The following is a 23,217-nucleotide window of genomic DNA, read 5'->3' as shown; positions in this document are numbered from 1 at the left end:
GCCGGGCACGGCCCGCTAGTCGTCGCGCAGCGCCGATCCGTCCCACAGCCCGCACAGCCACAGACGCTCGACGGTCTCGATGGCCCGCGCGGGGTCGTCGCCGCGGCCGATGAACGCGCTGTCATGGGTGAGCGTCATGAACGTCGTGGCCGCGAGCGTGCGGACCAATGCGGGCAGATCATCGGAGATCGGACGCGCGTCGGCGTCCTGTTCGACCACGCTGATGATCTTGTCGATGATGCCGTCGGCGAAAACGTCCATCATTTCCCGGATCTGCGGATCGGTGTTTCGGGCCGCCACGCAGGCGTGCATGATCGGATCCCGGTTCGCGTACACCGCGGCGGCGCTGCCGACCATCCGCTTGGCGAACTGCGACGGCGTCTCACCGGGTTCGCGGGGCGCGAAGTCGTGGGTGAGTTTGTCCAGTTCCTCGCTGGCGTTGGCGAGGATCACCGCCAGCACCGCGTACTTGGAGTCGAAGTAGAAGTAGAACCCTGACCTGGCCACCCCGGCGCGCTCGCTGATGGTGCTCACGGACAGGTCGGCGAAGGAGCGCTCCTGCAGCAACTCGCGCACCGCGGTGATGATGGCGTCGCGCTGGCGGTCGCCCCGCCTGCGGCGGGCCTCCGGCGCGGTGGACTCAGCGGTCATGGCCGTAGACCTTCGCATCAGTCCACAATCGGACCAAACTTGACATGCGTCAAGTCTGCCATTCAGGATGGGGATACAAGTGACAACGGCCACAGTCGTTTTTGGCTCGAGGAGCGAGATGCCCACCATCAGCACCAAGGATTACCTGATCGACCAGGCGAAGCGGCGGTTCACGCCGACGATCAACAACCTGCCGGGATTGGGGTTTGTCGAAGATCGGCTGAACAACCGCGAGTGGAAGCAGTTCGTGCTGGCCGAGCCGCCGCCCGGAAGTGGCCTGCAACCCGTCATGGGCGACTCGGGCCTGCCGATCGTCGGGCACATGATCGAGGCGTTCCGGGGTGGGCCGGAGTACGTGCTGAAGGTCTATCGGAAGTACGGCCCGGTGCACTACGCCTACTCCCCGGCCCTGTCGTCGGTGTCCGCGCTGGGCCCCGACGCCACCCAGGCCGTGTTCTCCAACAAGAACAAGGATTTCTCGCAGAAGGGCTGGCATCCGGTCATCGGGCCGTTCTTCAACCGCGGCTTGATGCTGCTCGACTTCGAAGAGCACATGTTCCACCGGCGGATCATGCAGGAGGCATTCACCCGGACCCGGCTGACCGGCTACGTCGAGCACATCGACAAGGTGGCCTCGAAGGTCGTCGCCGAGGACTGGGTGGCCAACGATGCCCGGTTCCTGCTACACCCGGCGCTCAAGGAGCTCACCCTCGACATCGCCTCGGTGGTGTTCATGGGCCACGAACCCGGCACCGACCAGGAACTGGTCACCAAGGTCAACGAAGCGTTCACCATCACCACCCGGGCCGGCGGCGCGATCATCCGCACCAGCGTCCCGCCGTTCAAGTGGTGGCGGGGCTTGCGGGCCCGCAGGGTCCTCGAGGACTACTTCGAGGAACGCGTCAAGGAACGCCGCCACTCCGGGGGCACCGACATGCTCTCGGTGCTGTGCCACACCGAGGACGAGGACGGCAACAGCTTCTCCGACGAGGACATCGTCAACCACATGATCTTCCTGATGATGGCCGCCCACGACACCTCGACGTCGACGCTGACCACGATGGGCTACCACCTGGCCGCCAATCCGGAGTGGCAGGAGCGCTGCCGCGACGAGTCGTCGCGGCTGGGCGACGGACCGCTGGACATCGAGGCGCTGGAGAAGCTGGAGGCCCTCGACCTGGTGATCAACGAATCGCTGCGGTTGGTCACCCCGCTGCCGTTCAACGTCCGCCAGGCGGTGCGCGACACCGATCTGCTCGGCTTCTACATTCCGGCCGGCACCAACATCGTGACCTGGCCCGGGATGAACCACCGGCTGCCGGAACTGTGGACCGATCCCGACAAGTTCGACCCCGACCGGTTCGCCGAACCGCGCGCCGAGCACAAGAAGCACCGGTACGCGTTCGCGCCGTTCGGCGGCGGCGCGCACAAGTGCATCGGCATGGTGTTCGGTCAGCTGGAGATCAAGACCGTGATGCACCGACTGCTGCGCAAGTACCGTCTGGAGTTGCCGCGGCCGGGGTACCGGCCGAGCTACGACTACGCCGGTATGCCCGTGCCGAAGGACGGCATGCCGATCGTGCTGCGCCCGTTGCACTGACCCGCTTGGGCGGGATCTCGGCGGCGGGTAGCTAACTCAGCAGCCGGTTGGCGCAGTTGATGACCGCGCGCAACGCCGACTGTGTCGGGTCGTCGCCGAGGCCCATCGCCCACTCGGAGCGATCGCCGTCAGATCCCTGAACAAAGGTCGCGGTGCGCTCACCGGCGGGCCGCTGGTGAAATGCCGTCATCTCGACGGTGATTCCGCGTTCGTGCAGCATCGCGGTCAGCGCCGCGATCGGGCCGGTGGCCGCTGCCGACGACGTGCTGATGCGGTCACCGATCGCGAGTGTGGCCTGGTAGTTGCGGGCCTGCGGGCCCAGTCGGGTGGCGGGCCGGTCTCCGTCGGTGCACACCCAGTTGCCGAGACGCAGCGGACCGGCGCCGGGCGCGTACTGGTCCACGAACGCGTCGAACGACATACCATCGGCCTCCTCACGCAGACCGCGCGGCAGTGGCGCATCCAGAATGGACGCGACGGGTAAACATGCTGCGCTGGTAATGGTTTCGATCTCCATTGTGCCGGTCTTCTCGAGAAAGAGGTATTGACCGACGAGTAGCAACGACCCACAGCGAGGGGTCGGTCAGGATCAGACCCCGCTGCGGGTTGCTACTACGAGTCGCCTCGGCACGTTGGCGATGCTAGACGCTCGGCGGCGAGCGGCGCAAACATTTTTCGACGCAGTAACCTGATCCCGGTGTGGGCACATGTCATGCCTGAGCGGCGCGGGCCCGCATACGTCGGCCGATGACGTGGTGGGATGCGGCGTTTCTGGCCGCCGCCGGGGTCGTCGGCGGGCTGACCGGCAGCATCGCGGGCTTGGCCTCGGTGGCGACCTACCCGGCGCTGCTGCTTGTCGGGCTTCCTCCCGTCACGGCCAACGTCACCAACACCGTGGCCGTGGTGTTCAACGGCATCGGGTCGGCGCTGGGCTCCCGTCCCGAACTCAAGGGCCAGGCCCGCTGGCTGCTTCGCATCACCCCGGTGGCCGCGCTGGGCGGCGCCGCGGGCGCCCTGCTGTTGTTGACGACACCGGCCGAGGGATTCGAGAAGGCCGTGCCGATCCTGCTGGGGCTGGCTTCGTTGGCGATCGTGCTGCCCACCCGCGTCTCGGTGGGCGCGCGGGTCGCCGACCATCGGCGCCACACGGTCACGCTGCTGGTCGAATCCGCCGCGGTGTTGGCGATCTGCATCTACGGCGGCTACTTCGGCGCGGCCGCGGGCGTGCTGATGCTGGCCCTGCTGCTGCGCGCGGGCGGGGCCTCACTGCCGCACGCCAACGCCGGCAAGAACGTCATCATGGGGATCGCCAACGTGGTGGCGGCGGTGATCTTCACGGTTGTCTCCGCGGTGCAGTGGCTGGCGGTGATCCCGCTGGGCCTCGGCTGCCTGGTCGGCTCGTGGTTCGGGCCCGTCGTGGTGCGCCACGCCCCCGCCGGACCGCTGAAGGTGTTGATCGGCGCTGCGGGGCTCGCGCTGGCGGCCCGGCTGGCCGTCGACGCCTACCAGCTGTGAGCGCGCTATAGCCCGAACGGGCTGTCGCCCTTGGCCACCCGGGTACCCAGTTCGATGAGGTTTTGGGCGTTGGCGTGCAGCCGCTCGCCGGCCTCCCGGCTGGCCTGTCCGACCAGAAACCGCGACCACGTGCCCTCGATCACGATGCCGAGCTTGAAGCAGGCCATCGCCACATACCAGTTCAGGTGCGCCGTCTCCCGGCCGCCGGCCGCCAGATAGGCGTCCAGCAGCTCACGCCGGCTCGCCAGCCCGCCGAGCGCGGCGAGTTCGGCTCCGGCGGTGATGGTGTTGGTCTCCAGCGGCCAGCAGATCAGCATCCAGCCCAGGTCCAGCAGCGGGTCGCCGATCGTGCACATCTCCCAGTCGACGAACGCGGCGAGTTCGGGCTTGTCGCGGCGCAACAACACGTTGCTCAGGTGGGGATCGCCGTGCAGGACGCCGGGCTCGCCGTCCGGCGGGCGGTGCTCGGCCAGCCAGTCCGTCAGTTCGGTCACGGCCAGCGTTTCGGGGTCATAGGAGTCGTGCCGATAGCTTTCCAACAGCCGAAGGAACTGCGGCACCTGGCGCTCCAGAAACGACCCCGGCCGCCTGAGCTCCGCGAGGGGCTTACCCTGCCATCCGACGTTGCCGAGGTCGGCCAGGCTGGCCGCGTAGGACAGCCCGACCTGATGGCGCATGTCCGCATCCGCGACGTAGGCCTCGGCCACCGAATCGCCGGGGTTGAACCCGTCGACCTCTTCCATCAGGTAGAACACCACGCCGAGCACCTCGAGATCGGCACAACCCGCGATGAAGCCCGGATGCGGCACCGGCGTGCCCGCCAGCGTCTGCAGCGCGGCGATCTCACGCAGCATGGTCTTGTCACTGGTCGGTCGCGGGTGCGCCGGCGGCCTGCGCAACACCATCGGCCGGCCGTCGACTTCCAGTCGCACCACGATGTTCTGGGTGCCGCCGGTCAGGGGCTCGACCCCGGAGACCGTCGACCCCAGGCCCTGTTGTCGCACCCAACGCTGCACGGCAGCCTGGTCGTCGTCACTGAGGGTCGGAAGCCCGCCGGGATCGTCGCGCATGCCCACATGGTGTCAGCCTTCGCGGCGACTTCGGCGATTTCGGTGTCGGCAGTCGCGGTGTGCGCGACCAGCTACACCGAAATCACCACAACCGCGTCGTCGCGCTGGCTGGCATCGACGACCTCCTCGGCGAACAGGTGGGTCGGCCGGCGCAACAGCGATTGAACGACCCCGCCGCCGAACTTGCCCAGCACCAGGGGGAACCCCCGGAGGCCCGCCGACCGGAAGTTGGCCGCGGTGATCGACACCGACCATCGGGCGATGACCCGCCTGGGGATCGTCGAGTTGGTGTCTTCGCGGTACCACCACAGGAGGTTGCGGATGTTTCCGGCGGCCCGCGCCGAATCGAACACCCTCGGCCCGGCGCTGTCGGGCAGATGCACGATCTTGGCGCCCGGCACCGCGATGGCGGGCGCCAGCGCGGCCAGCCGGGAGGTGTATTCGGTGTCGTCATGCCAGACGAAGAAGTCCGCGAGCGGCAGGTGGGTGCGGCGGGCATGGTGCAGCGAGATCAGCGGGCCGACGAACGACGACGCGGCCGCCGCCAGGTAGCCCTGTTCGGCCGCGTGGAACAGCTGGTCGTAGCGCCCGGACAGCAGCGGGTGGTTGCGCGGGCCGGTCCGGCCCTCCGGATCGACCACCTGCGGGCAGATGAACGAATATCGACTCACGTCCCCGCCGAACGGCGCCAGCAGTTGCTGGAGGCAATCAGCGTAGGGTTCGGCGTCGTCGTCCATCACCCAGGCCAGGTCGTGGCCACGATGTAAGGCCCACGCCAGACCCAGCGAGAACCCGCCCGCGCCGCCCCTGTTGCGGTGCGACTCGACGATGAGCACCGAGCCGTCCAGGCCGCGCAGATACTCTCGCGACCCGTCGGTCGATCCGTTGTCGACGACGATGATCTCGTCGACGGGACGGGTCTGGCTGCGGAGGGCTTTGATCTCGCGCTCGAGGCGGTCGCGGCGGTTGTAGCTGACCACCACCGCGGCGACCGAGGCCGACGGTGCGGTCATACGGCCTCGCTCGGCACGGCTGCCACCCTGAAAGGGTATGCGATTTCAACCGGTCGACGCGCTAGGCGCAGGCACCGCCGGCCAAATCGGCTACTTGGGTGCGAAACGCTGGCCCGCGTCCAGTCGCAGGCACTGACCGTTGAGCATCGGGTTCTCGACGATCGCGGCCACCAGCTTGGCGTACTCCTCCGGCTTGCCCAGACGCTTGGGGAACGCCGCATCCTTGGTCAGCGCCTTGGCGAACTCGTCGGGGATGCCCTCGGTGAGTCCGGTGGCGAACAGGCTCGGCGCGATGGCCAGCGCCCGGATGCCCAGGCTGCCCATGTCGCGGGCCATGGTCAGGCACATCCCGGCGATCGCGGCCTTGGACGCGGTGTAGGCGACCTGCCCGATCTGGCCCTCGAACGCGGCGATCGAGGCGGTGTTGATGATGACCCCGCGCTCTTCCTGCTCGTCGTCGACGAGGTCCTGCTTGCTCATCTGCCAGCCCGCCAGCCTGCTGATGTTGAACGTCGCGATGAGGTTGAGATCCACACAGTTGCGGAAGGTCTCCAGGCTGTGCGGACCGTCCTTCTTGACGGTGCGCTCGGCCGCGCCACCACCGGCGGTCGTGACGATGATGTGCAGTCCGCCGAGCGCGTCGATGGCCTGCTGCAGCACCTTCTCGGTGCCGTCGAAGTCGGTGACGTCGACCTCGTAGAAGGACCCGCCGATGGCGTCGGCGACCTCCTTGCCCTTGGACTGTGGCCGGTCCAGCACCGCGACGCTCGCGCCCCGCTCGGCCAGCAACTCGGCCGTCGCCTTGCCGAAGCCCGATGCCCCACCGACGATGATGGCCTTCTTGCCGTGGATCTCCATCAGCTGCCTTTCCAGAAAGTGGTCGAATCGTAAAGCAACTTAGCCGACGCCCCCGTTCGGTAAGCCTTTCGGGTCGGTGCGTGGGTAGCGTTGGCACATGACCGCGAGCGGCGCCAGGGCGATGGCGGGAGTCGCCGCGGCCGCTGTCGCACTGGGCGTCACCCAGCTGGTGGCCGTCGTCGTCGGGCCGCGCGCCGACTCGCGCACCGCCGTGGGATCGGCCGTCATCGACCTGACGCCGGGGCCGGTCAAGGAATGGGCCATCCAAACCTTCGGCACCACAGACAAATTGGTGCTCTCGCTGGCCGTGCTGGTGGTGGTCGGGGTGATCGCGGCCGTCACCGCGATGTGGGAGTCGCGACGGGTACCGGTGGGCAGCGCGGCCATCGTGGCGGCCGGGGCGGTGGGCTGCGCGGCGGTGCTGTCGCGGCCCGACTCCTCGGTGGTGCACACGTTGCCCACCGTCGTCGGCACCGTGTGCGGCGTCGCGGTGCTGCGGTTTCTCATCTCGGGTCGGATCGCCGACGCGCCGGCGGCCGCCGGCGACGCGCCCGACCGAGGCAGACGGCTGTCCTTGGTGACGCTGGGGTTCCTCGGCGCGGGCGCCCTGGCCGGGGTGGGCGGTGTCGTGCTGTCGCGGCTGACGTCGTCGGTGGCGGGCGATCGCGACGCGTTCGCGCTTCCGCCGGTGGACGTCCCCGCCCCGCCCGTTCCGGCCGCGGTGCAGCCCAACGGTGTTGGACTGCCGTCGTTTGTCACCGACAATGCCGACTTCTACCGGATCGACACCGCGCTGACGGTGCCGCAGCTCAGCCGCGCCGACTGGCAGCTGCGGATCCACGGCATGGTGGATCGCGAAATCACCTACCGGTTCGACGATCTGGACCGCTTCGACGTCGTCGAGAAGCTGGTCACGTTGACGTGCGTTTCCAACCCGGTCGGCGGCCCGCTGGTCGGCAACGCGTCGTGGACCGGCTACCTAATACGGGATCTGTTGGCGCAGGCCGGGGTTCGGCCCGACGCCGACATGGTGCTGTCGAAGTCGATCGACGGCTTCACTGCGGGCACACCCGTCGAGGCGCTCACCGACGATCGCGGTTCGCTGCTGGCGGTGGGGATGAACGGCCAACCCCTGCCGACCGAACACGGCTATCCGGCCCGACTCGTCGTACCCGGCCTGTACAGCTATGTGTCGGCGACGAAATGGGTCGTCGACCTCGAGCTGACCCGGTTCGACCGCGCCCAGGCCTACTGGACCCGGTTGGGCTGGTCGGCGCGCGGCCCGATCAAGACGCAGTCACGCATCGACGTGCCGCGCAGCGGGCAGACCGTCGCGCCGGGGGCGGTGACGTTCGGCGGCGTCGCATGGGCACAGCACCGCGGCGTGCGTGCCGTCGAGGTGCGCGTCGACCCACCCGGCACGCAGGGCGACTGGCAGCAGGCCGAGCTCGGCGCGAGCTACTCCGACGACACCTGGCGGATGTGGAGCCTGCCGTGGCAGGCGTCGCAACCCGGTCCGCACACCGTCACCGTGCGCGCCATCGACAACACCGGTGACGTGCAGACGTCGACACCGGCCGATCCGGTGCCCGACGGCGCCTCGGGTTGGCACTCGGTGTCGTTCACCGTGCGCTGACTTTTCCGCGAGCGGCCGCGTTTGCACGTCGAAACACCGACAAATGCGCACATTTGCGGTCGCTCGCGCATGGGTGATGGCCGTGTCAGGCTGACATGGTGCAGCTGCTCGACGTCGCGACCGCATCGACCGAGGTGGGCGCCTCCTCGGCGCGCTCGAAGAAAATCGCCACTATCGCCGAGGTGTTGCGTCGCGCCGCCGAGCCGGGCGATCCGCGGCTGGTCACGGTGGTGGTCTCGTGGCTGTCCGGCGAGCTGCCGCAACGCCAGATCGGTGTCGGCTGGGCGGCCCTGCGCGCGCTGCCCGAGCCGGCCGCCGAACCCGCGCTGAGCGTCCTCGACGTCGACGCCCGGCTCAGCGAGATCGGCGGTGTCGCGGGTAAGGGGTCGCAGGCCCGGCGGGCCGAACTGGTGGCGGCCCTGTTCGCCGCGGCCACCGCTACCGAACAGACGTTTCTGCGCCGGCTGCTGAGCGGGGAGCTTCGGCAGGGAGCGCTGCTCGGGGTGATGGCCGATGCGGTCGCCAAGGCCGCCGATGCGCCCGCGGCGGCGATCCGGCGCGCGGCCATGCTCGGCGGCGAGCTGCCCGCCGTGGCCGCCGCGGCGCTCACCGAGGGCGAGGCGGCGCTGCAGCGGTTCACCCTGCGAGTCGGCAGACCCGTCGGCCCGATGCTGGCCCAGACCGCGGCCGATATCGGTGAAGCACTCGAACGCCTCGGCGGCCCAACGATTCTGGAAGCCAAGCTGGACGGTGCGCGGGTGCAGATCCACCGTCGCGGCACCGAGGTGGCGATTTTCACCCGAAGCCTCGACGACGTCACCGCACGACTGCCCGAGGTGGTGGAGGCGACGTTGGCGCTGCCGGTGAGCGACCTGATCGCCGACGCGGAGGCGATCGCGTTGCGCGCCGACGGTCGTCCGCACCGCTTCCAGGTCACCGCCTCGCGATTCGGACGGTCTGTCGATATTGACAAGGCCCGCACGGTCCAACCGCTGTCGGTGTTCGTCTTCGATCTGCTCCACCTCGACGGCCGCGATCTGCTGGACCTCCCGACCGCGGACCGCGTCGCGGCGCTGGACGGGATCGTCCCCTCAGCGCATCGCGTCGACCGCCTCGTCACCGACGACGCCCACGCCGCTCAAGAATTCCTCGACTTGACGCTGGCCGCAGGCCACGAAGGCGTGGTGGCCAAATCTTCGACGGCTCCGTACTTGGCCGGTCGCCGCGGTGCGGGCTGGTTGAAAGTCAAACCGGTACACACGCTGGATCTGGTGGTACTGGCCGTCGAATGGGGCTCGGGGCGGCGCACCGGCAAGCTGTCCAACATCCACCTCGGCGCCCGCGACCCCGAGACGGGCGGATTCGTGATGCTCGGAAAGACTTTCAAGGGCATGACCGACGCGATGCTGGAATGGCAGACGACGCGGTTCCTGGAATTGGCCGACGGCGGTACCGACGATTACGTGGTCAAGGTCCGGCCCGAACAGGTGGTCGAGATCGCCTTCGACGGGGTGCAGGGCTCCACGCGCTATCCCGGCGGCATGGCACTGCGATTCGCGCGGGTGTTGCGGTATCGCGACGACAAGAGCCCCGCCGAAGCCGACACCATCGACACGGTTCGCGCCTTCTACCAGCGCAGCAGCTAAAGCCGCCGTTTTGACACCCCGCCGCGACAGCGATGAAAAAATCGCGGCATGGCAACCCCCACCGCCCCTTCGGAACGTATCGAGGAAACCAAGGGCGACGTCACATACATCCGCACCGACCCAGACCTGCCTCCGGTAGCGATCATCGACCGATCCCCGATCACCGTCCGGCACCGCATCGTCTTCGGGATCATCGCGCTGCTCGGCGCGATCTCCTGGGCGGTCATCGCGTTCTTCCGCGGGGAGACGGTCAACGCGGTCTGGTTCGTCGTCGCCGCCATCTGCACCTATGTGGTGGGGTTCCGGTTCTACGCCCGACTGGTCGAGATGAAGATCGTCCGTCCGCGCGACGACCACGCGACGCCCGCCGAGATCTTCGAGAACAACACCGATTACATGCCGACCGACCGCCGGGTGTTGTTCGGCCATCACTTCGCGGCGATCGCGGGCGCGGGCCCGTTGGTCGGACCGGTGCTGGCGATGCAGATGGGCTTTCTGCCGGGCACCATCTGGATCATCATCGGCGCGGTGCTGGCCGGCTGTGTGCAGGACTTCCTGGTGCTGTCGATCTCCACCCGCAGGCGGGGGCGCTCGCTGGGCCAGATGGCGCGCGACGAACTCGGCACGATCGGCGGCGCCGCGGCCATCGTGGGGGTGCTCGTCATCATGGTCATCCTGCTGGCCGTGCTGGCGTTGGTGGTGGTCCAGGCGCTGGCGGAAAGCCCCTGGGGCGTGTTCTCCATCGCGATGACGATCCCGATCGCGCTGTTCATGGGTATCTACCTGCGCTACCTGCGGCCCGGCCGCGTGTCGGAGGTGTCGGTGATCGGCGTCGTGCTGTTGCTGCTGGCCGTCGCGTCAGGCAGCTGGGTGGCCGAAACCTCCTGGGGTGCATCCTGGTTCGATCTGTCTCCGGTGGCGCTGTCGTGGTGTCTGATCATCTACGGCTTCGCCGCATCGGTGCTGCCGGTCTGGTTGCTGCTCGCGCCACGCGATTACCTGTCGACATTCATGAAGGTCGGCACCATCGTGCTGCTCGCGATCGGAATCCTGCTGGCCCGGCCGGTCATGGAGGCGCCGGCCATCTCCAACTTCGCCGCCAGCGGCACCGGGCCGGTGTTCGCCGGGTCGTTGTTCCCGTTCCTTTTCATCACGATCGCGTGCGGCGCGCTGTCGGGCTTCCACTCCCTGATCGCGTCGGGAACTACCCCCAAACTGCTGGAGAAGGAAAGCCAGATGCGGCTGATCGGTTACGGCGGCATGCTGACCGAGTCGTTCGTCGCGATCATGGCGCTGATCACCGCCGCGATCATCAACCAGCACCTCTACTTCACCCTCAACGCCCCGGCCGCACAGACCGGTGGCACCGCCGAGACCGCGGCCGACTACGTCAACAGCCTGCCGCTGTCGGGGCCGCCGATCACCGCAGAGGAGATCAACCGGGCCGCCGAGAGCGTGGGTGAGGCGTCGATCGTGTCGCGCACCGGCGGCGCACCGACGTTGGCCTTCGGGATGTCGGAGGTGCTGGCGAAGGTGTTCGGCGGAGACGCGTTGAAGGCCTTCTGGTATCACTTCGCGATCATGTTCGAGGCGCTGTTCATCCTGACCACCGTCGACGCCGGCACCCGGGTGGCGCGCTTCATGCTGTCCGACGGCCTGAGCAACCTGGGCGGGCCGCTGCGCAAGCTCAAGGACCCCAGTTGGCGCGTCGGCGCGTGGGCCTGCAGCATCATCGTGGTGGCCGCATGGGGCGGCATCCTGCTGATGGGCGTCACCGATCCGCTCGGCGGCATCAACACGCTGTTCCCGCTGTTCGGCATCGCCAACCAGTTGCTGGCCGCGATCGCGTTGACCGTCGTCACCGTGGTGGTGATCAAGAAGGGTCTTCTGAAATGGGCGTGGATCCCGGGGATTCCGCTGCTGTGGGACCTTGTGGTGACGCTGACCGCGTCGTGGCAGAAGATCTTCTCCGCGGATCCGAAGGTCGGCTACTGGAAGCAGCACAGCATCTGCGAGGCCGCACAGCAGGCGGGACAATTGTGCCTGAGCGCCAAAACCCCCGGCGACGTGGACAAGATCGTGCGCAACACCTTCATCCAGGGCTCGCTGTCGATCATCTTCGCGTCGCTGGTGGTCGTGGTGTTCGTGGCTGGCGTCATCATGGCGTTGCGAGCGATCCGCGGAACCGGTTCACCGACGGCGGAGGACGACCCCGTGCCGTCACGAATCTTCGCCCCGTCCGGGCTGATCGCGACTAAGCACGAGAAGGAGGTGCAGAAGCAATGGGACGCGTTGGGCGAATCACCCGCCAGATCGGTTCATACGTCGGCAAGTTGAAGTGGTACTCGGCGACATTGATGGGCGACAACCACTACCGTCGCTACGTCGAGCACCGCGAGCGCATGCACCCCGGCCAGCCGGTGATATCCGAACGCGAGTACTGGCGGATGCGCCACGCCGCGACCGAAGCCAACCCCAACGCCCGCTGCTGCTAGTCGTGTTTCGGCGGTCGAAACCCACGGCGCGCGTTCGCCATACGTGTCGTGCAATCACCGGAATACGAGCGGCGTCGGAGCTAAGCTTCGGCCATACGGTATGCAAGTCCGACAAGGGAGCGGTGAGCCGTGAATAAGGACGAGATGATTTTGATCAGTGTGGATGATCACATTGTCGAGCCGCCGGATATGTTTCGGAATCATCTGCCGAAGAAGTATTTGGATGAGGCGCCGCGGTTGGTGCATAACCCGGATGGTTCGGATACCTGGCAGTTTCGTGATGTGGTGATCCCGAATGTGGCGCTCAATGCGGTGGCGGGTCGGCCTAAGGAGGAGTACGGGCTCGAGCCGCAGGGGTTGGATGAGATTCGGCCGGGGTGTTGGCAGGTCGATGAGCGGGTCAAGGACATGAACGCCGGCGGGATTTTGGGCTCGATCTGTTTTCCGTCGTTTCCGGGGTTTGCGGGTCGGTTGTTTGCCACCGAGGATCCCGAATTCTCGTTGGCGTTGCTGCAGGCCTACAACGATTGGCATGTCGAGGAGTGGTGTGGGGCCTATCCGGCGCGGTTCATTCCGATGTGTCTGCCGGTGATCTGGGATGCCGAGGCGTGCGCCAAGGAGGTGCGCCGCAACGCCGCGCGTGGGGTGCACGCGTTGACGTTCACCGAGAATCCGGCCGCGATGGGGTATCCGTCGTTTCATGACGAGTACTGGACGCCGTTGTGGGAGGCGTTGGTCGATACCGACACGGTGATGAATGTGCATATCGGCTCGTCGGGGCGGTTGGCGATCACCGCGCCGGATGCGCCGATGGATGTGATGATCACGTTGCAGCCGATGAACATCGTGCAGGCTGCGGCGGATCTGTTGTGGTCGGCGCCGATCAAGAAGTACCCCGGTCTCAAGATCGCGCTCTCAGAAGGTGGGACGGGCTGGATTCCGTATTTCTTGGAGCGCGCCGATCGTACCTATGAGATGCATTCGACCTGGACGGGTCAGGACTTCGGCGGTAAACGGCCCTCGGAGGTGTTTCGGGAGCACTTTTTGACCTGTTTCATCTCTGATCCGGTCGGGGTGAAGTTGCGCCACGACATCGGGGTGGACAACATCTGCTGGGAGGCCGACTATCCGCACTCGGACTCGATGTGGCCCGGGGCGCCCGAACAACTCCACGAGGTCCTGTCCGACAACAACGTCCCCGACGACGAGATCGACAAGATGACCTACCAAAACGCCATGCGCTGGTACAACTGGGACCCCTTCACCCACATCTCCAAAGACCAAGCCACCGTCGGGGCGCTACGCAAAGCCGCCGAAGGCCACGACGTCTCCATCCGCGCCCTGTCACATCACGAAAAGGGAACGCGCGGGGCCGGTTTGGATGCGGTGGCTCGGGTCAACTCGGGCGAATAATCTCGCGAGACGTACGTTAGCGTGGCCGCTACTCGCACTTTCTCTCGATAACGTACGTCTCGCGATGACCGGGGGGTCACGCCACCTCGTAGCGGATCGGCAGGTGCTTGAGCCCGCCGACGAACGTCGTCGCCACATAGTCGGGCGGGCCGGCCAACTCGACCGACCGCAGCCGCGGCAGCAGCTCGGTGAAGAAGCTGTTCACCTCCATGCGCGCCAACGCCGCACCCAGACAGAAGTGCACGCCGTATCCGAAGGCGATGTGCTTGTTGGGGTCTCGGGCGATGTCGAAGCCAAACGGCTCGTCGAACACCTCTTCGTCGCGGTTGCCCGACACGTAGGACAGCAGCACCGAATCCCCCGCGGCGATCGGCACGCCGCGCACGGTGGTGTCCTCCTGTGCGGTCCGCATGAACGCCTTGACCGGGGTGACCCAGCGGATCATCTCCTCGGTCGCCAACGGCATCAACCCGAGATCGTCGCGCAATCGGGCGTGCTGGTCGGGGTTCTCGATCAACGCGAGCATACCTCCGGAGATGGTGGCGCTCGTGGTGTCGTGCCCGGCGGCGGCGACGATCGCATAGTAGGAGATGGTGTCGATGTCGGACAGCGGCTCACCGTCGATGGTCGCGTTCGCGATGGCCGACGCGAGGTCGTCGGTGGGGTTCTCCCGCCGTGAGGCGGTCAACGCGGTGAAATATTCGAACATCTCCAGCAGGGCCGACATCTGCTCGGCCTGGTCGACACCTCGCTTGAACTCGTCGTCGTCGCTGCCGAACAGTTCCTGGGTGAGCTTGAGCATCAACGGGAAGTCGGACTCGGGTAAGCCCAGCAGCGACATGATCACATACAACGGGAAGTTCACCGCGACCTGCTGGACGAAGTCACACTGCGGTCCGAGTTCGGCCATCTTGTCGACGTAGATCTTCGCAAGCTCGTTGACGCGAACCTTCAACTCGCGCATCGCCTTCGGCCGGAACCAGTCGGCGCCGATGGCCCGCACGTCACGGTGTTGTGGATCGTCCATGTGGATCAGGGTGCGCACCCCGATGGCCGCCTGCTGCTCGTCGCCCTCGGCGGTCACCAGCACCGGACGCGGCGAGTTGGTGAACAGCGTGTTGTCCCGTTCGATGTCCATGATGTCGGCGTGTTTGGTGATGGCCCAGAACGGTCGGTAGCCGGGCACGTCGACCCATGACACCGGCGCGTTGGCACGCAGGTGTGTCAGCGCCGCATGCAGAGCGGGCTCGTCGGTGTAGGCCTTCGGGGTGGCGAACGCCTTGGCAGCCTCATCCATGATGCGGGCGGTCATGAGCTTGCTCCTTCGATCAAGACGGACTGCGCACTTGCTTGAGCACAGCGGTGACGGTCTCGTCGTCCACCGACGAGGGAAAGCCCACCATGACGCGGTCGATCACCCCGTCACAGCGGTCGCGAATCTTGCCCGCCACCTTGTCGATCGGGGCGACGACCGCGAACGTCTGGAGAATCTCGTCGTCGACGAGGCGGCCCATCGCGTCCCACTCGCCCTTCAGCGACAGCCCGTGCAGCTCGTCGTGCAGATCGCCCCACCCGTGCAGCTCGAGAACCTTGCGGTAGGCCGGCGTCGACCCGTAGAAGGCGATCTGCTTGCGCGTGCCCACCGCCGCCGCAGCCAGCTCTTCCTCGGTGTCCGCGGTCACCACGAAGATCGGACATGCTACCTGAAAGTCGTTGCGCTGGCGGCCGGATCGGCTCATGCCCCGCTGCAGCGCCGGTATCGTCACCTGCTCGAAGTAGCGCTTGGTGGTGAACGCGTGCGCGAGCACACCGTCGGCGACTTCGCCTGCCATCTCGGTCATCGCCTCACCCACCGCCGCGATGAACACCTTCGGGAACTCGTAGTCCATCGGCTCGGGGGTGAACATCGGCGTCATCAGCGTGTGGGTGTAGAAGTCGCCCTCGAACGCCAGCCGCGAACCGTCGCGCCAGCACGTCCAGATCTCCCGCATCGCCACCACGAACTCGCGCATCCGGTGCACCGGTCTGCTCCACGGCATGCTGAAGCGCTTTTCGATGTGCGGTCGAATCTGGGACCCCAGACCGACATTGAGCCGTCCGCGCGAGTAGGCCTGCAGGTCCCAGCCGACGTTGGCGACGGTCATCGGGTTGCGCGCGAACGCCACCGCGATGCTGGTGCCCAACTCGATGTCGTCTGTGTGCTCGGCCGCCAGGGTGAGCGGGAGAAACGGATCGTGGTTGACCTCGGCGGCCCAGCAGCCGTCGTAGCCCCGTCGCTGCAGCGCGGTCGCCGTCGCGACGACGTCGGCGAGCTGGCTCGAAACCGCCCCGTCGACCTTGAGGTCGGCGCCGCTACCCATAGTCGCAGACGCTACAGTAAGCAATTCAGTATGGTCAACGTGAACATGCCGGTGCGACGATCGCCCTTCGAGGACAGGAAGTGCGCATGACCGAAGACTGGAACGAGACGCTCGACGAACTCGGTCGTCGACGCCGGCACGCCCACGGCATGGGCGGCGAACAGCGTCTGGCCAAACACCACGGTAAGGGCAAACTCGACGCCCGCGCGCGCATCGCGCACCTGCTGGACAAGGGCACGTTCCACGAGTTCGGCACCCTGGTCGGCGGTCAGATCGCCGCCGACGGCATCGTCGCCGGGTCCGGACTCATCAACGGCACACCGGTGATGGTCGGTGCGGAGGACTTCACCACCCTGGCCGGCAGCATCGGTCCGGGCGGCAACGCCAAGCGCTACCGATTGGCCGAGTTGGCGCTGCGCGACCGCGTCCCACTCGTCATGTTGCTCGAGGGCGCCGGCTTCCGGCCCAGCGGCGAGCATTACGGGCGGACGCCCACGGACCTACTCGCCCAGGCGAAGTGCTCCGGTAAGGTCCCGATGGTGGCGGGTCTGCTGGGCCCGTCGGCCGGCCACGGGGCCCTGGTGGCCCCGGTGTGCGACTGGACGATCATGAGTGAGCAGGGCGCGATCTTCACCGCGGGCCCACCTGTGGTGAAAGAGTCCACCGGAGAAGAGATTTCGAAGGAGGACCTCGGCGGTCCCCGTGTCGCTCTGGCCAGCGGGGTGATTCACAACGTCGCCGACGACGACGCCGCCGTGCTCGACGGCATCCGCCGCTACCTGTCGTACTTCCCGCCCAGTGCGTGGTCGTATCCGGCGTCGATGCCCGTCGACGACGCCGCCGAACCGCGGACCACCCCGGAACTCACCGACATCGTGCCGCGCGGCAATCGTCGCGTGTACGACATGCGCGCGGTGCTCGACGTCGTGTTCGATGCGCGTGGCTGGTTCGAGGTACAGCCGAAGTTCGGGGCCGCGATCATCTGCGCGCTCGCCCACCTCGGTGGTCATCCGGTCGCCGTCGTCGCCAATCAGCCGAAGGTGCTCGCGGGGTCCATCGACGCCGACGCCGCCGACAAGGCAGCACATTTCATCACCGTGGCCGACTCGTTCCACCTGCCGATCGTCTTTCTCGCCGACAATCCCGGGATGCTGCCGGGCAGTCGGTCGGAGCGAACCGGTGTGCTGCGCAGCGGCGCGCGGATGTTCGCCGCGCAGACCGCCGCCAGCACGATCAAGCTGCATGTGACGCTGCGCAAGGCATACGGGTTCGGCTCGATGGTGATGTCGCTGCTGGGCTTCGACAACCAGAGCGCGACGTTCGCCTACCCGGGCGCCACCATGGGCGCGATGAGCGCCGCCGCGCTGAGCAAGGCATCGCACGCCGCGGAGGATCTGGAGGCCGAGTTGCGCAAGATGGAGGTGGACGCCTCGTTCCGGTCGGCGGGCCATCTCGGGTTCGACGACCTCATCCACCCCGAGGAGACCCGCAACGCGCTGCTCGCCGCGCTACAGCGCGGGATCTACAGCCGCCAGGCCGCCGCGGAACCGGTCTCGCGCACCGCGATCACCCCCTGAGTCGGGGCGATTTCGGCGTGTCTGGTCGCGCTGAGCGCGACCGATCACGCCGAAATCGCATATTCGGTGACGATCGGTTCGAGCTCGTCGGGCGTCGCGCCGTGCATGATCAGCGCGTCGGCGCCGTAGTCGAACTCCTTGCGGATGCGTTCGACACACTGCGCCGCCGAGCCGGTGGCAGCGGGCTCGAGCCATTCGTCGGGAATCAACGTCGCGATGTGCTCGATCTGGTCCGCGGTGGCCTTGTGGTCGATCCCGCCGGCGATCGACGTCACCACGGCATCCTCCCGAAAGCGTTGCAGCACTGCGGGATCCCAGCCGTTGGTGGCCACCAGCAGATCACCGTAGCCCTGCAGGTAGGTGGCCAGCCGCGCGACGGTCTTCTTCAGCCGCACCTGCTCGGGCAGATGATCGCCGACAGTGGCGAAGCACGACCACACCCGCACGTCAGCGGGGTCGCGGCCGGCCTTCTCCGCGGCCTCCTTGACCGTCTTGACGCACCGCGCCAGCGTCTCGGGGGTGAAGTAGGTGTGCAGGATGACGTCGTCGAACGCCCGGCCGCCCAGGGCGAGTGTCTGCGGTCCGAAGGCCACGATCGCCAGCCGGATGTCCTCGCGGAAGTCGGGGTCGAGAAACAACACCGGATACTTGCCGATCGGCCCGTCGTGGTTGAAGAGCACCTCGCCGTTCCACAACCGGCGCATCACCTGGGCGAAATCCTCCATCTGAGCCGTCGTCACCGAGGGGATGCCGAATGCGCCGTAGATCGCCGCGATCCCGCGGCCGATGCCGAGGGTGAACCGCCCACCGGAGAGCCGGTGCATGGTGGTGGCCCACGAGCCGGTGATCAGCGGATGGCGCGTGTTGTGATTGGTTGCCGCCGTGGCGATCTGCATGCGGTTGGTGACCGCGCAGGCCGCGCCGACCAGAGACGACGCCTCCTTGACGTTCCAGCGCTCGGAGATGAAGGCGGTGCCGAAGCCCAACTCCTCACCGCGCCTGGCCTCGCCCATCAGCGCCGCGGGCCCCTCCCCGCCGGCCCCGGCCAGCAGGTAGTAGCCCAACTCGTCGAGCACCCGTTCGGTCACTGCCAGACTCCTTGCTTGTAGCCGCAATTCCACACTTCGGTGATCCTGCCGTCCACCACGCGGAAGATCTCCATGCTAGAGACGGTCAGCTGCATGCCGTCCTTGAGCGCCATCGGCGACTCGTAGACGATCGCGACGTGTTCGCCGTCGTCGCCTGCCACGACGAGTTTCAGTTCGAAGCGCAGCTTGTCGAACATCGCCCAGTGGTCGACGATGCGCTGCACGGCCTGCTCATGAGTGAGGGTCTGGACCTCGCCGACGTCGTGACGCACGACGGTCTGCCCCACCAGTTCGCCGGCCAGCGCGAAGTCACGCTCGTTCCACACCACCAGGTTGTACAGTTCCACCACTTCGCGGGCCGAGCGCGTCATGAGAACACCTCCAGTGCGTCGGTCTCGGCGACGGCCGCCACGGCGCGTTCGGTCAGCGTCAGACACAGCGCGCGGGACCGCTCGGGCATCGCCTCCCAGCCGTTGAGCGTGATGACGGGAAGAACCATCAGGTAGGCCACCGCGAAGCGGTAGTGCCGCCACGCGTCGTCGAAGGTGTAGTCGGCCACACCGCGCGCATGCAGGTGCGCAAGGTACTCCTGGACCAGCGCCCTGTCGTGCCCGCGGCGCACCCCGGCGGGCAGGCCCTGGCTGACCAGGTAGGCGATGTCGGCCGCGCCCGCACCCACCGACGCGAACTGGAAGTCGACCACCTTGAGTCGGTCGCCGGCAAAGAACATGTTGTCGGCCCTGATGTCGCCGTGCAACAGCATCCGGCGCTCGGTCAATGCGTGCAGCGCCGGGTCTGCGCGGTCGGCGAAGTTCTCGGCGAACTCGGCGACGGCCGCAGGCACCGGCGTCGACGACCTGTTGAGGTAGACCTGCCAGCCCGGCGCGAACGCCGGCACCAGCAGATCCCGGGCGACCGGCGTGTCGAGGCTTGGGAAATGGTCCATGACAGTCGCATTCGCGGCGTCTACCGACCACGCGTGCAGCTCGGCCAATGCCTCGATGCACATCCGCGCCCTGCGCATCGGCAGACCGGCAAGATGATCCGCGTTGTCCCAGCTCTGCAGATCCTCGAGCAGCAGAACGAAATCCACGCCATCCGGATCCATGAACGCGCCGTACACCTGCGGGGTGTGCATCGGAGCGCGACCCGCGACCTCGCGATAGAACGCCAGCTCGCGCCGGTAGCCGCCCAACAACTCCATCGCACCGCGCGCCTCGGATTCCGCGGGCAACTTGGCGATCATCGTGGCCGGGACACCGGCCTCTCCCGTGAGGTGGAGGCGGTAGAGCAGCGAGGAGAACCCGCTGTCCTTGGCGATCCGCTCGGCGCGCAGACCCGTGACGGCGCGCCCGCCCAGCACCACCGACAGCCACTGCGCGGTCACCTCGTCGACGCCGCGGGGGACGCCGATGTCGGCGGGAGTCACCGCTCGGTTCCGGCCGCGACACCGCGCAGGAAACGTCGTGAGGCGTCCTGCACTCCCGCCGCGAAAAGATGCCCGACGTGGCTGCCCGGATGCCAGTACAGTTGCCCGCCCCACCGCTGGTGCAGCTCGAGCGCGGGTTCGCGCATCGCCATCCGGTCGTGCCAGGCGCCGACGATGAGCCGGTGGGCTCGCGGTGGTGTGGGCTCGACGGCCAGGTGGTCGACCACCGCCGCCACCGCCGTCACCTCCTCGGAGGTCAGCAGCGCCGTCGTGTCGCGCACCGAGGGGCCCCAGCGGCCGAGGTGTTGGGCGATCATCGCGTTGAGCCCGAAGATCGGCGTGTAAACCGCTACCCCGTCGACCTTTTCGAGGTGCGCGACCAGCGCTGCGACCGGGCTGCCCATCGACACGCCCGCCACCGCGAGCGCACTGGACTGCGGTGCCAGCCACCGCACGAGCGCGCGCACCTCCGACACCACCCGGATCATGCCCGCGACGTTGCCCAGGGGGTCCATGTCGGGGTAGGCGGGCCAGGCTTTGCGACGGGGGCCGTGGCCGGGCTGCACCGGCAGCGCGACGTTGAAGCCCAACTCGTCGCGTAGCCGACGCGCGCGCGCGAATAAAAGATCGATCGGTTGGCCCTGGCCCGCACCGTGCACCCATACCAGCCACGGCCGGCGGTCGTCGCCGCTGCGGCAGAGGTGCACCGCGACGGGCGACGGGCCGCCGAAGCCCTCGGCGGCGAGCACGTCGGGTAGCTGCGGGTCGTGGTCGAACCACAGTCTTTCGTAGGTGAGCCGCCCGATGCGCCTGCGCCGGATCCGGCTCACCAGCAGCGGATCGGGCTCGCGGTGGACGGCAGCCGGTCCCGCTCCGGCCAGTGCGGCGGCCGCCCCCGCGCAAACCTCCGGCGAGCGGGTCAGCCTGGGCGGCGGCGCGCTCAGGGTCATCCCACTCAACGCCATCTCGTCGAGCACGACCTCGCCCAACTGGCGAACACTGCGAAGCGACAACGGGTTCCAGTCGTCACCACCGGACACGGCGGCGTGTGCGCGCGGCAGCACACCGGCGAAGTCGCTTCCGATGCGCCACACGCGTTCGGACAGTTTCATGCGAGCGTGAATCCGGTGTATCCGGCTGCGGCGATCTCGTCGCAGCGGCGCCGGTACTCGGGAATGCCCGCGGTGTAGCCCATGTACATCCGCTTCTTGCCGGGGACGTTGCCGCCGTTGTACCAGGAGTTGCACGACGGGTGGACCAATACCGTCGGCGCCACCAGCGCGGTGGTGTGCTCGATCCATTCGCGCTGGGCCTCGGGCAGCGCCTCGATGGTCCGGTGCCCGTTGGTGCGCAGGTGCGCGATGCAGTCGCTGATCCACTCCACATGCTGTTCGAGGGCAGCCACGAAATTCGTTGCCGCCGAGGGGCTTCCCGGCGCCTGCACGATGAACAGGTTGGGAAAGCCGGCGACCGCGAGCCCGAGGTAGGTGTAGGGGCCCTCCGAATCCCAGAACTCCCGCAGCGACGTCCCGCCACGGCCGCGGATGTCGATACGGGTGAGCGCGCCGGTCATCGCGTCGAACCCGGTGGCGTAGACGATCACGTCGAGTTCGTGCCGGTTCTGTTCGGTGCGGATGCCGTCCGGTGTCACCTCGACGATCGGGTCCTGCCGCAGGTCGGCGAGGGTGACGTTGTCGCGGTTGAACGTTTCGTAGTAGCCCTGATCGATGATCGGGCGTTTGCACCCGAAGGGATGACTGGGGGTCAACGCGGCGGCCGTCTGGGGATCGGTGACGATGCGGGCGATCGCCTCTCCGTAGAGCCGCGCGGCCATCCGGTTGGCCTCGATGTCGAAGAAGACATCGCCCCAACTCAGCGCGCCCATGACACCGTGCTCCTCGACGGCCCGCAGCTGATCCTCGCGCGACGCGGTCTTCAGCGGTGGCTTGGTGATCATCTCGAACATCACCGAGAACGCGCTGAGGCGGGCGGCGCCGACGGGGTGCTGCCGTTGGGCGGCACGGATCTCGGCGTAGTTGGCCTTCATCTCGTCGAGCTCGCCGGGTTCGAACGCGCGGACCTGCCACGGCAGCGTGTAGGCGGGCGACCGCTGAAACACCGTCAGGTGCAGGGCTTCCCGGGCCACCACGGGAATCAGTTGCACTCCCGTCGAACCGGTGCCGATGACGCCCACCCGCTTGCCGGTCAGATCGACGTGTTCCTTGGGCCAGCGGCTGGTCACCAACGAGGTGCCGGCGAACGAATCCATCCCGGCGATGTCGGGCTCCAGCGGTACCGACAGGATGCCCGATGCGGCGATGACGAACGGCGCGACGAACAGGTCGCCGGCTTCGGTCCTCACCGTCCATTCGGCGGTGTCCTCGTCGAAGGTCATCGCCACGACCCTGGTGTCGAACATGATGTCGCGGCGCAGGTCGAGGCGGTCGGCGACGAAGTTCAGATACGCCTCGATCTCGGGCTGGGCGGGCATGGTCTCGGTCCACACCCACTCCTGCTGGATCTCGTCGGAGAAGCTGTAGGAGTACTCGATGCTTTCGATGTCGCACCGCGCTCCCGGATACCGGTTGAACAGCCACGTGCCGCCGACGTTCTCGGCCGCCTCGAGCACTCGCGCCCGCACGCCGAGTTCGCGCAGCCGGTGCAGTGCGTATAGACCGGAGAACCCGGCGCCCACGACGATGGCGTCGTATCGAGCACTGTCAGATGCGGTCACGCTGCCACCTCACGTCGAACCTCCGAGATACTGAAACTATTACAGTATTGCTCGCGAGGGGTCAGCCGGTTCGGACAAATGGTGGCTGAAACCGCTACTGTAAGCTATTCCATAAGCTGCACCTGTACCGGT

General features: G+C 67.4%; 20 protein-coding genes. 8 read left to right on the top strand and 12 right to left on the bottom strand.

The features are described from left to right. Positions 1 to 15: 15 nt before the first annotated feature. A complete protein-coding gene (locus tag ABQE89_RS08050; protein WP_448415778.1) occupies positions 16 to 651 on the bottom strand; it encodes a TetR/AcrR family transcriptional regulator in 636 nt (211 codons plus the stop codon). Between the two features lie 118 nt (positions 652 to 769). On the opposite strand from ABQE89_RS08050, the gene ABQE89_RS08045 reads away from it, so the two are divergent. After that, complete coding sequence (locus ABQE89_RS08045) at positions 770 to 2,251, top strand: cytochrome P450 (protein WP_448415777.1); 1,482 nt, start codon at positions 770 to 772, stop codon at positions 2,249 to 2,251. Between the two features lie 31 nt (positions 2,252 to 2,282). On the opposite strand, the gene ABQE89_RS08040 is transcribed toward ABQE89_RS08045, so the two are convergent. Then, a complete protein-coding gene (locus tag ABQE89_RS08040; RefSeq protein WP_448415776.1) occupies positions 2,283 to 2,768 on the bottom strand; it encodes a 2-isopropylmalate synthase in 486 nt (161 codons plus the stop codon). A 230-nt stretch (positions 2,769 to 2,998) separates the two neighbouring features. Here ABQE89_RS08040 and ABQE89_RS08035 point away from each other — a divergent pair, with 230 nt between their 5' ends. Continuing rightward, positions 2,999 to 3,766, top strand: a complete 768-nt coding sequence (locus ABQE89_RS08035; RefSeq protein WP_448415775.1) for a sulfite exporter TauE/SafE family protein — start codon at positions 2,999 to 3,001, stop codon at positions 3,764 to 3,766. 5 nt (positions 3,767 to 3,771) lie between these two features. Here the strand turns inward: ABQE89_RS08035 and ABQE89_RS08030 are convergent, their stop codons facing one another. The 3 genes from ABQE89_RS08030 to ABQE89_RS08020 form a co-directional block, all read right to left on the bottom strand. Beyond that, positions 3,772 to 4,836, bottom strand: a complete 1,065-nt coding sequence (locus tag ABQE89_RS08030) for a phosphotransferase family protein (protein ID WP_448415774.1) — start codon at positions 4,834 to 4,836, stop codon at positions 3,772 to 3,774. Between the two features lie 71 nt (positions 4,837 to 4,907). After that, positions 4,908 to 5,849: a glycosyltransferase gene (locus ABQE89_RS08025; protein ID WP_448415773.1), complete on the bottom strand. Its 942-nt coding sequence runs from the start codon at positions 5,847 to 5,849 to the stop codon at positions 4,908 to 4,910. 90 nt (positions 5,850 to 5,939) lie between these two features. Continuing rightward, positions 5,940 to 6,707: an SDR family NAD(P)-dependent oxidoreductase gene (locus ABQE89_RS08020; protein ID WP_448415772.1), complete on the bottom strand. Its 768-nt coding sequence runs from the start codon at positions 6,705 to 6,707 to the stop codon at positions 5,940 to 5,942. A 97-nt stretch (positions 6,708 to 6,804) separates the two neighbouring features. On the opposite strand from ABQE89_RS08020, the gene ABQE89_RS08015 reads away from it, so the two are divergent. The 5 genes from ABQE89_RS08015 to ABQE89_RS07995 all read left to right on the top strand — a co-directional run bounded on the left by ABQE89_RS08015 (position 6,805) and on the right by ABQE89_RS07995 (position 13,897). Then, the gene (locus tag ABQE89_RS08015; RefSeq protein ID WP_448415771.1) at positions 6,805 to 8,343 is read left to right on the top strand and encodes a molybdopterin-dependent oxidoreductase; all 1,539 of its coding nucleotides are present in this window, start codon (positions 6,805 to 6,807) and stop codon (positions 8,341 to 8,343) included. 98 nt (positions 8,344 to 8,441) lie between these two features. Continuing rightward, on the top strand, positions 8,442 to 9,989 hold the full coding sequence (locus tag ABQE89_RS08010; RefSeq protein ID WP_448415770.1) for an ATP-dependent DNA ligase: 1,548 nt from the start codon (positions 8,442 to 8,444) through the stop codon (positions 9,987 to 9,989). Positions 9,990 to 10,037: 48 nt separating this feature from the next. Continuing rightward, the gene (locus tag ABQE89_RS08005) at positions 10,038 to 12,326 is read left to right on the top strand and encodes a carbon starvation CstA family protein (RefSeq protein ID WP_448415769.1); all 2,289 of its coding nucleotides are present in this window, start codon (positions 10,038 to 10,040) and stop codon (positions 12,324 to 12,326) included. Then, positions 12,272 to 12,484: a YbdD/YjiX family protein gene (locus tag ABQE89_RS08000; protein ID WP_448415768.1), complete on the top strand. Its 213-nt coding sequence runs from the start codon at positions 12,272 to 12,274 to the stop codon at positions 12,482 to 12,484. Before ABQE89_RS08005 ends, ABQE89_RS08000 begins: the two co-directional genes overlap by 55 nt. Positions 12,485 to 12,613: 129 nt before the next feature. Continuing rightward, entirely contained in the window at positions 12,614 to 13,897 is a 1,284-nt protein-coding gene (locus ABQE89_RS07995) for an amidohydrolase family protein (protein ID WP_448415767.1), read from the top strand. Positions 13,898 to 13,973: 76 nt separating this feature from the next. On the opposite strand, the gene ABQE89_RS07990 is transcribed toward ABQE89_RS07995, so the two are convergent. Next, positions 13,974 to 15,194 carry a cytochrome P450 gene (locus ABQE89_RS07990; RefSeq protein ID WP_448415934.1) on the bottom strand — a complete coding sequence of 407 codons (1,221 nt, stop codon included), beginning with the start codon at positions 15,192 to 15,194 and terminating at the stop codon, positions 13,974 to 13,976. Positions 15,195 to 15,225: 31 nt separating this feature from the next. Next, positions 15,226 to 16,257, bottom strand: coding sequence for an LLM class F420-dependent oxidoreductase (locus ABQE89_RS07985; protein ID WP_448415766.1), 1,032 nt, complete (start codon positions 16,255 to 16,257; stop codon positions 15,226 to 15,228). An 86-nt stretch (positions 16,258 to 16,343) separates the two neighbouring features. Here ABQE89_RS07985 and ABQE89_RS07980 point away from each other — a divergent pair, with 86 nt between their 5' ends. Further along, on the top strand, positions 16,344 to 17,834 hold the full coding sequence (locus ABQE89_RS07980) for an acyl-CoA carboxylase subunit beta (protein WP_448415765.1): 1,491 nt from the start codon (positions 16,344 to 16,346) through the stop codon (positions 17,832 to 17,834). Positions 17,835 to 17,878: 44 nt separating this feature from the next. Here ABQE89_RS07980 and ABQE89_RS07975 read toward each other — a convergent pair whose 3' ends face one another. The 5 genes from ABQE89_RS07975 to ABQE89_RS07955 are packed head-to-tail and all read right to left on the bottom strand — an operon-like array spanning position 17,879 to position 23,085. Beyond that, positions 17,879 to 18,922 carry a TIGR03857 family LLM class F420-dependent oxidoreductase gene (locus ABQE89_RS07975; RefSeq protein ID WP_448415764.1) on the bottom strand — a complete coding sequence of 348 codons (1,044 nt, stop codon included), beginning with the start codon at positions 18,920 to 18,922 and terminating at the stop codon, positions 17,879 to 17,881. Continuing rightward, entirely contained in the window at positions 18,919 to 19,293 is a 375-nt protein-coding gene (locus tag ABQE89_RS07970; RefSeq protein ID WP_448415763.1) for a nuclear transport factor 2 family protein, read from the bottom strand. Before ABQE89_RS07970 ends, ABQE89_RS07975 begins: the two co-directional genes overlap by 4 nt. Further along, positions 19,290 to 20,351: a phosphotransferase gene (locus tag ABQE89_RS07965; RefSeq protein WP_448415762.1), complete on the bottom strand. Its 1,062-nt coding sequence runs from the start codon at positions 20,349 to 20,351 to the stop codon at positions 19,290 to 19,292. The genes ABQE89_RS07970 and ABQE89_RS07965 overlap by 4 nt, the downstream gene beginning before the upstream one ends. After that, positions 20,348 to 21,463: an alpha/beta fold hydrolase gene (locus ABQE89_RS07960; RefSeq protein ID WP_448415761.1), complete on the bottom strand. Its 1,116-nt coding sequence runs from the start codon at positions 21,461 to 21,463 to the stop codon at positions 20,348 to 20,350. Before ABQE89_RS07960 ends, ABQE89_RS07965 begins: the two co-directional genes overlap by 4 nt. Beyond that, positions 21,460 to 23,085 (bottom strand): flavin-containing monooxygenase, encoded by a 1,626-nt coding sequence (locus ABQE89_RS07955; RefSeq protein ID WP_448415760.1) that lies wholly within the window; start codon positions 23,083 to 23,085, stop codon positions 21,460 to 21,462. Before ABQE89_RS07955 ends, ABQE89_RS07960 begins: the two co-directional genes overlap by 4 nt. Between the last annotated feature and the right edge of the window lie 132 nt (positions 23,086 to 23,217).

It is taken from the genome of Mycolicibacterium sp. XJ1819 (assembly GCF_053483675.1).
Note: the sequence above shows the minus strand (reverse complement) of the source record. Positions and strands in the feature narration are given on the sequence as shown.

What these genes read in the sequence shown, in the direction of transcription:
- ABQE89_RS08045 (WP_448415777.1), top strand. Translation starts at nt 770, where the DNA reads ATGCCCACCATCAGCACCAAGGATTACCTGATCGACCAGGCGAAGCGG.
- ABQE89_RS07990 (WP_448415934.1), bottom strand. Translation starts at nt 15,194, where the DNA reads ATGGATGAGGCTGCCAAGGCGTTCGCCACCCCGAAGGCCTACACCGAC.
- ABQE89_RS07970 (WP_448415763.1), bottom strand. Translation starts at nt 19,293, where the DNA reads ATGACGCGCTCGGCCCGCGAAGTGGTGGAACTGTACAACCTGGTGGTG.
- ABQE89_RS08030 (WP_448415774.1), bottom strand. Translation starts at nt 4,836, where the DNA reads ATGCGCGACGATCCCGGCGGGCTTCCGACCCTCAGTGACGACGACCAG.
- ABQE89_RS08040 (WP_448415776.1), bottom strand. Translation starts at nt 2,768, where the DNA reads ATGGAGATCGAAACCATTACCAGCGCAGCATGTTTACCCGTCGCGTCC.
- ABQE89_RS08025 (WP_448415773.1), bottom strand. Translation starts at nt 5,849, where the DNA reads ATGACCGCACCGTCGGCCTCGGTCGCCGCGGTGGTGGTCAGCTACAAC.
- ABQE89_RS08050 (WP_448415778.1), bottom strand. Translation starts at nt 651, where the DNA reads ATGACCGCTGAGTCCACCGCGCCGGAGGCCCGCCGCAGGCGGGGCGAC.
- ABQE89_RS08020 (WP_448415772.1), bottom strand. Translation starts at nt 6,707, where the DNA reads ATGGAGATCCACGGCAAGAAGGCCATCATCGTCGGTGGGGCATCGGGC.
- ABQE89_RS08035 (WP_448415775.1), top strand. Translation starts at nt 2,999, where the DNA reads ATGACGTGGTGGGATGCGGCGTTTCTGGCCGCCGCCGGGGTCGTCGGC.
- ABQE89_RS08015 (WP_448415771.1), top strand. Translation starts at nt 6,805, where the DNA reads ATGACCGCGAGCGGCGCCAGGGCGATGGCGGGAGTCGCCGCGGCCGCT.
- ABQE89_RS08005 (WP_448415769.1), top strand. Translation starts at nt 10,038, where the DNA reads ATGGCAACCCCCACCGCCCCTTCGGAACGTATCGAGGAAACCAAGGGC.
- ABQE89_RS07960 (WP_448415761.1), bottom strand. Translation starts at nt 21,463, where the DNA reads ATGAAACTGTCCGAACGCGTGTGGCGCATCGGAAGCGACTTCGCCGGT.
- ABQE89_RS07985 (WP_448415766.1), bottom strand. Translation starts at nt 16,257, where the DNA reads ATGGGTAGCGGCGCCGACCTCAAGGTCGACGGGGCGGTTTCGAGCCAG.
- ABQE89_RS08000 (WP_448415768.1), top strand. Translation starts at nt 12,272, where the DNA reads ATGGGACGCGTTGGGCGAATCACCCGCCAGATCGGTTCATACGTCGGC.
- ABQE89_RS07980 (WP_448415765.1), top strand. Translation starts at nt 16,344, where the DNA reads ATGACCGAAGACTGGAACGAGACGCTCGACGAACTCGGTCGTCGACGC.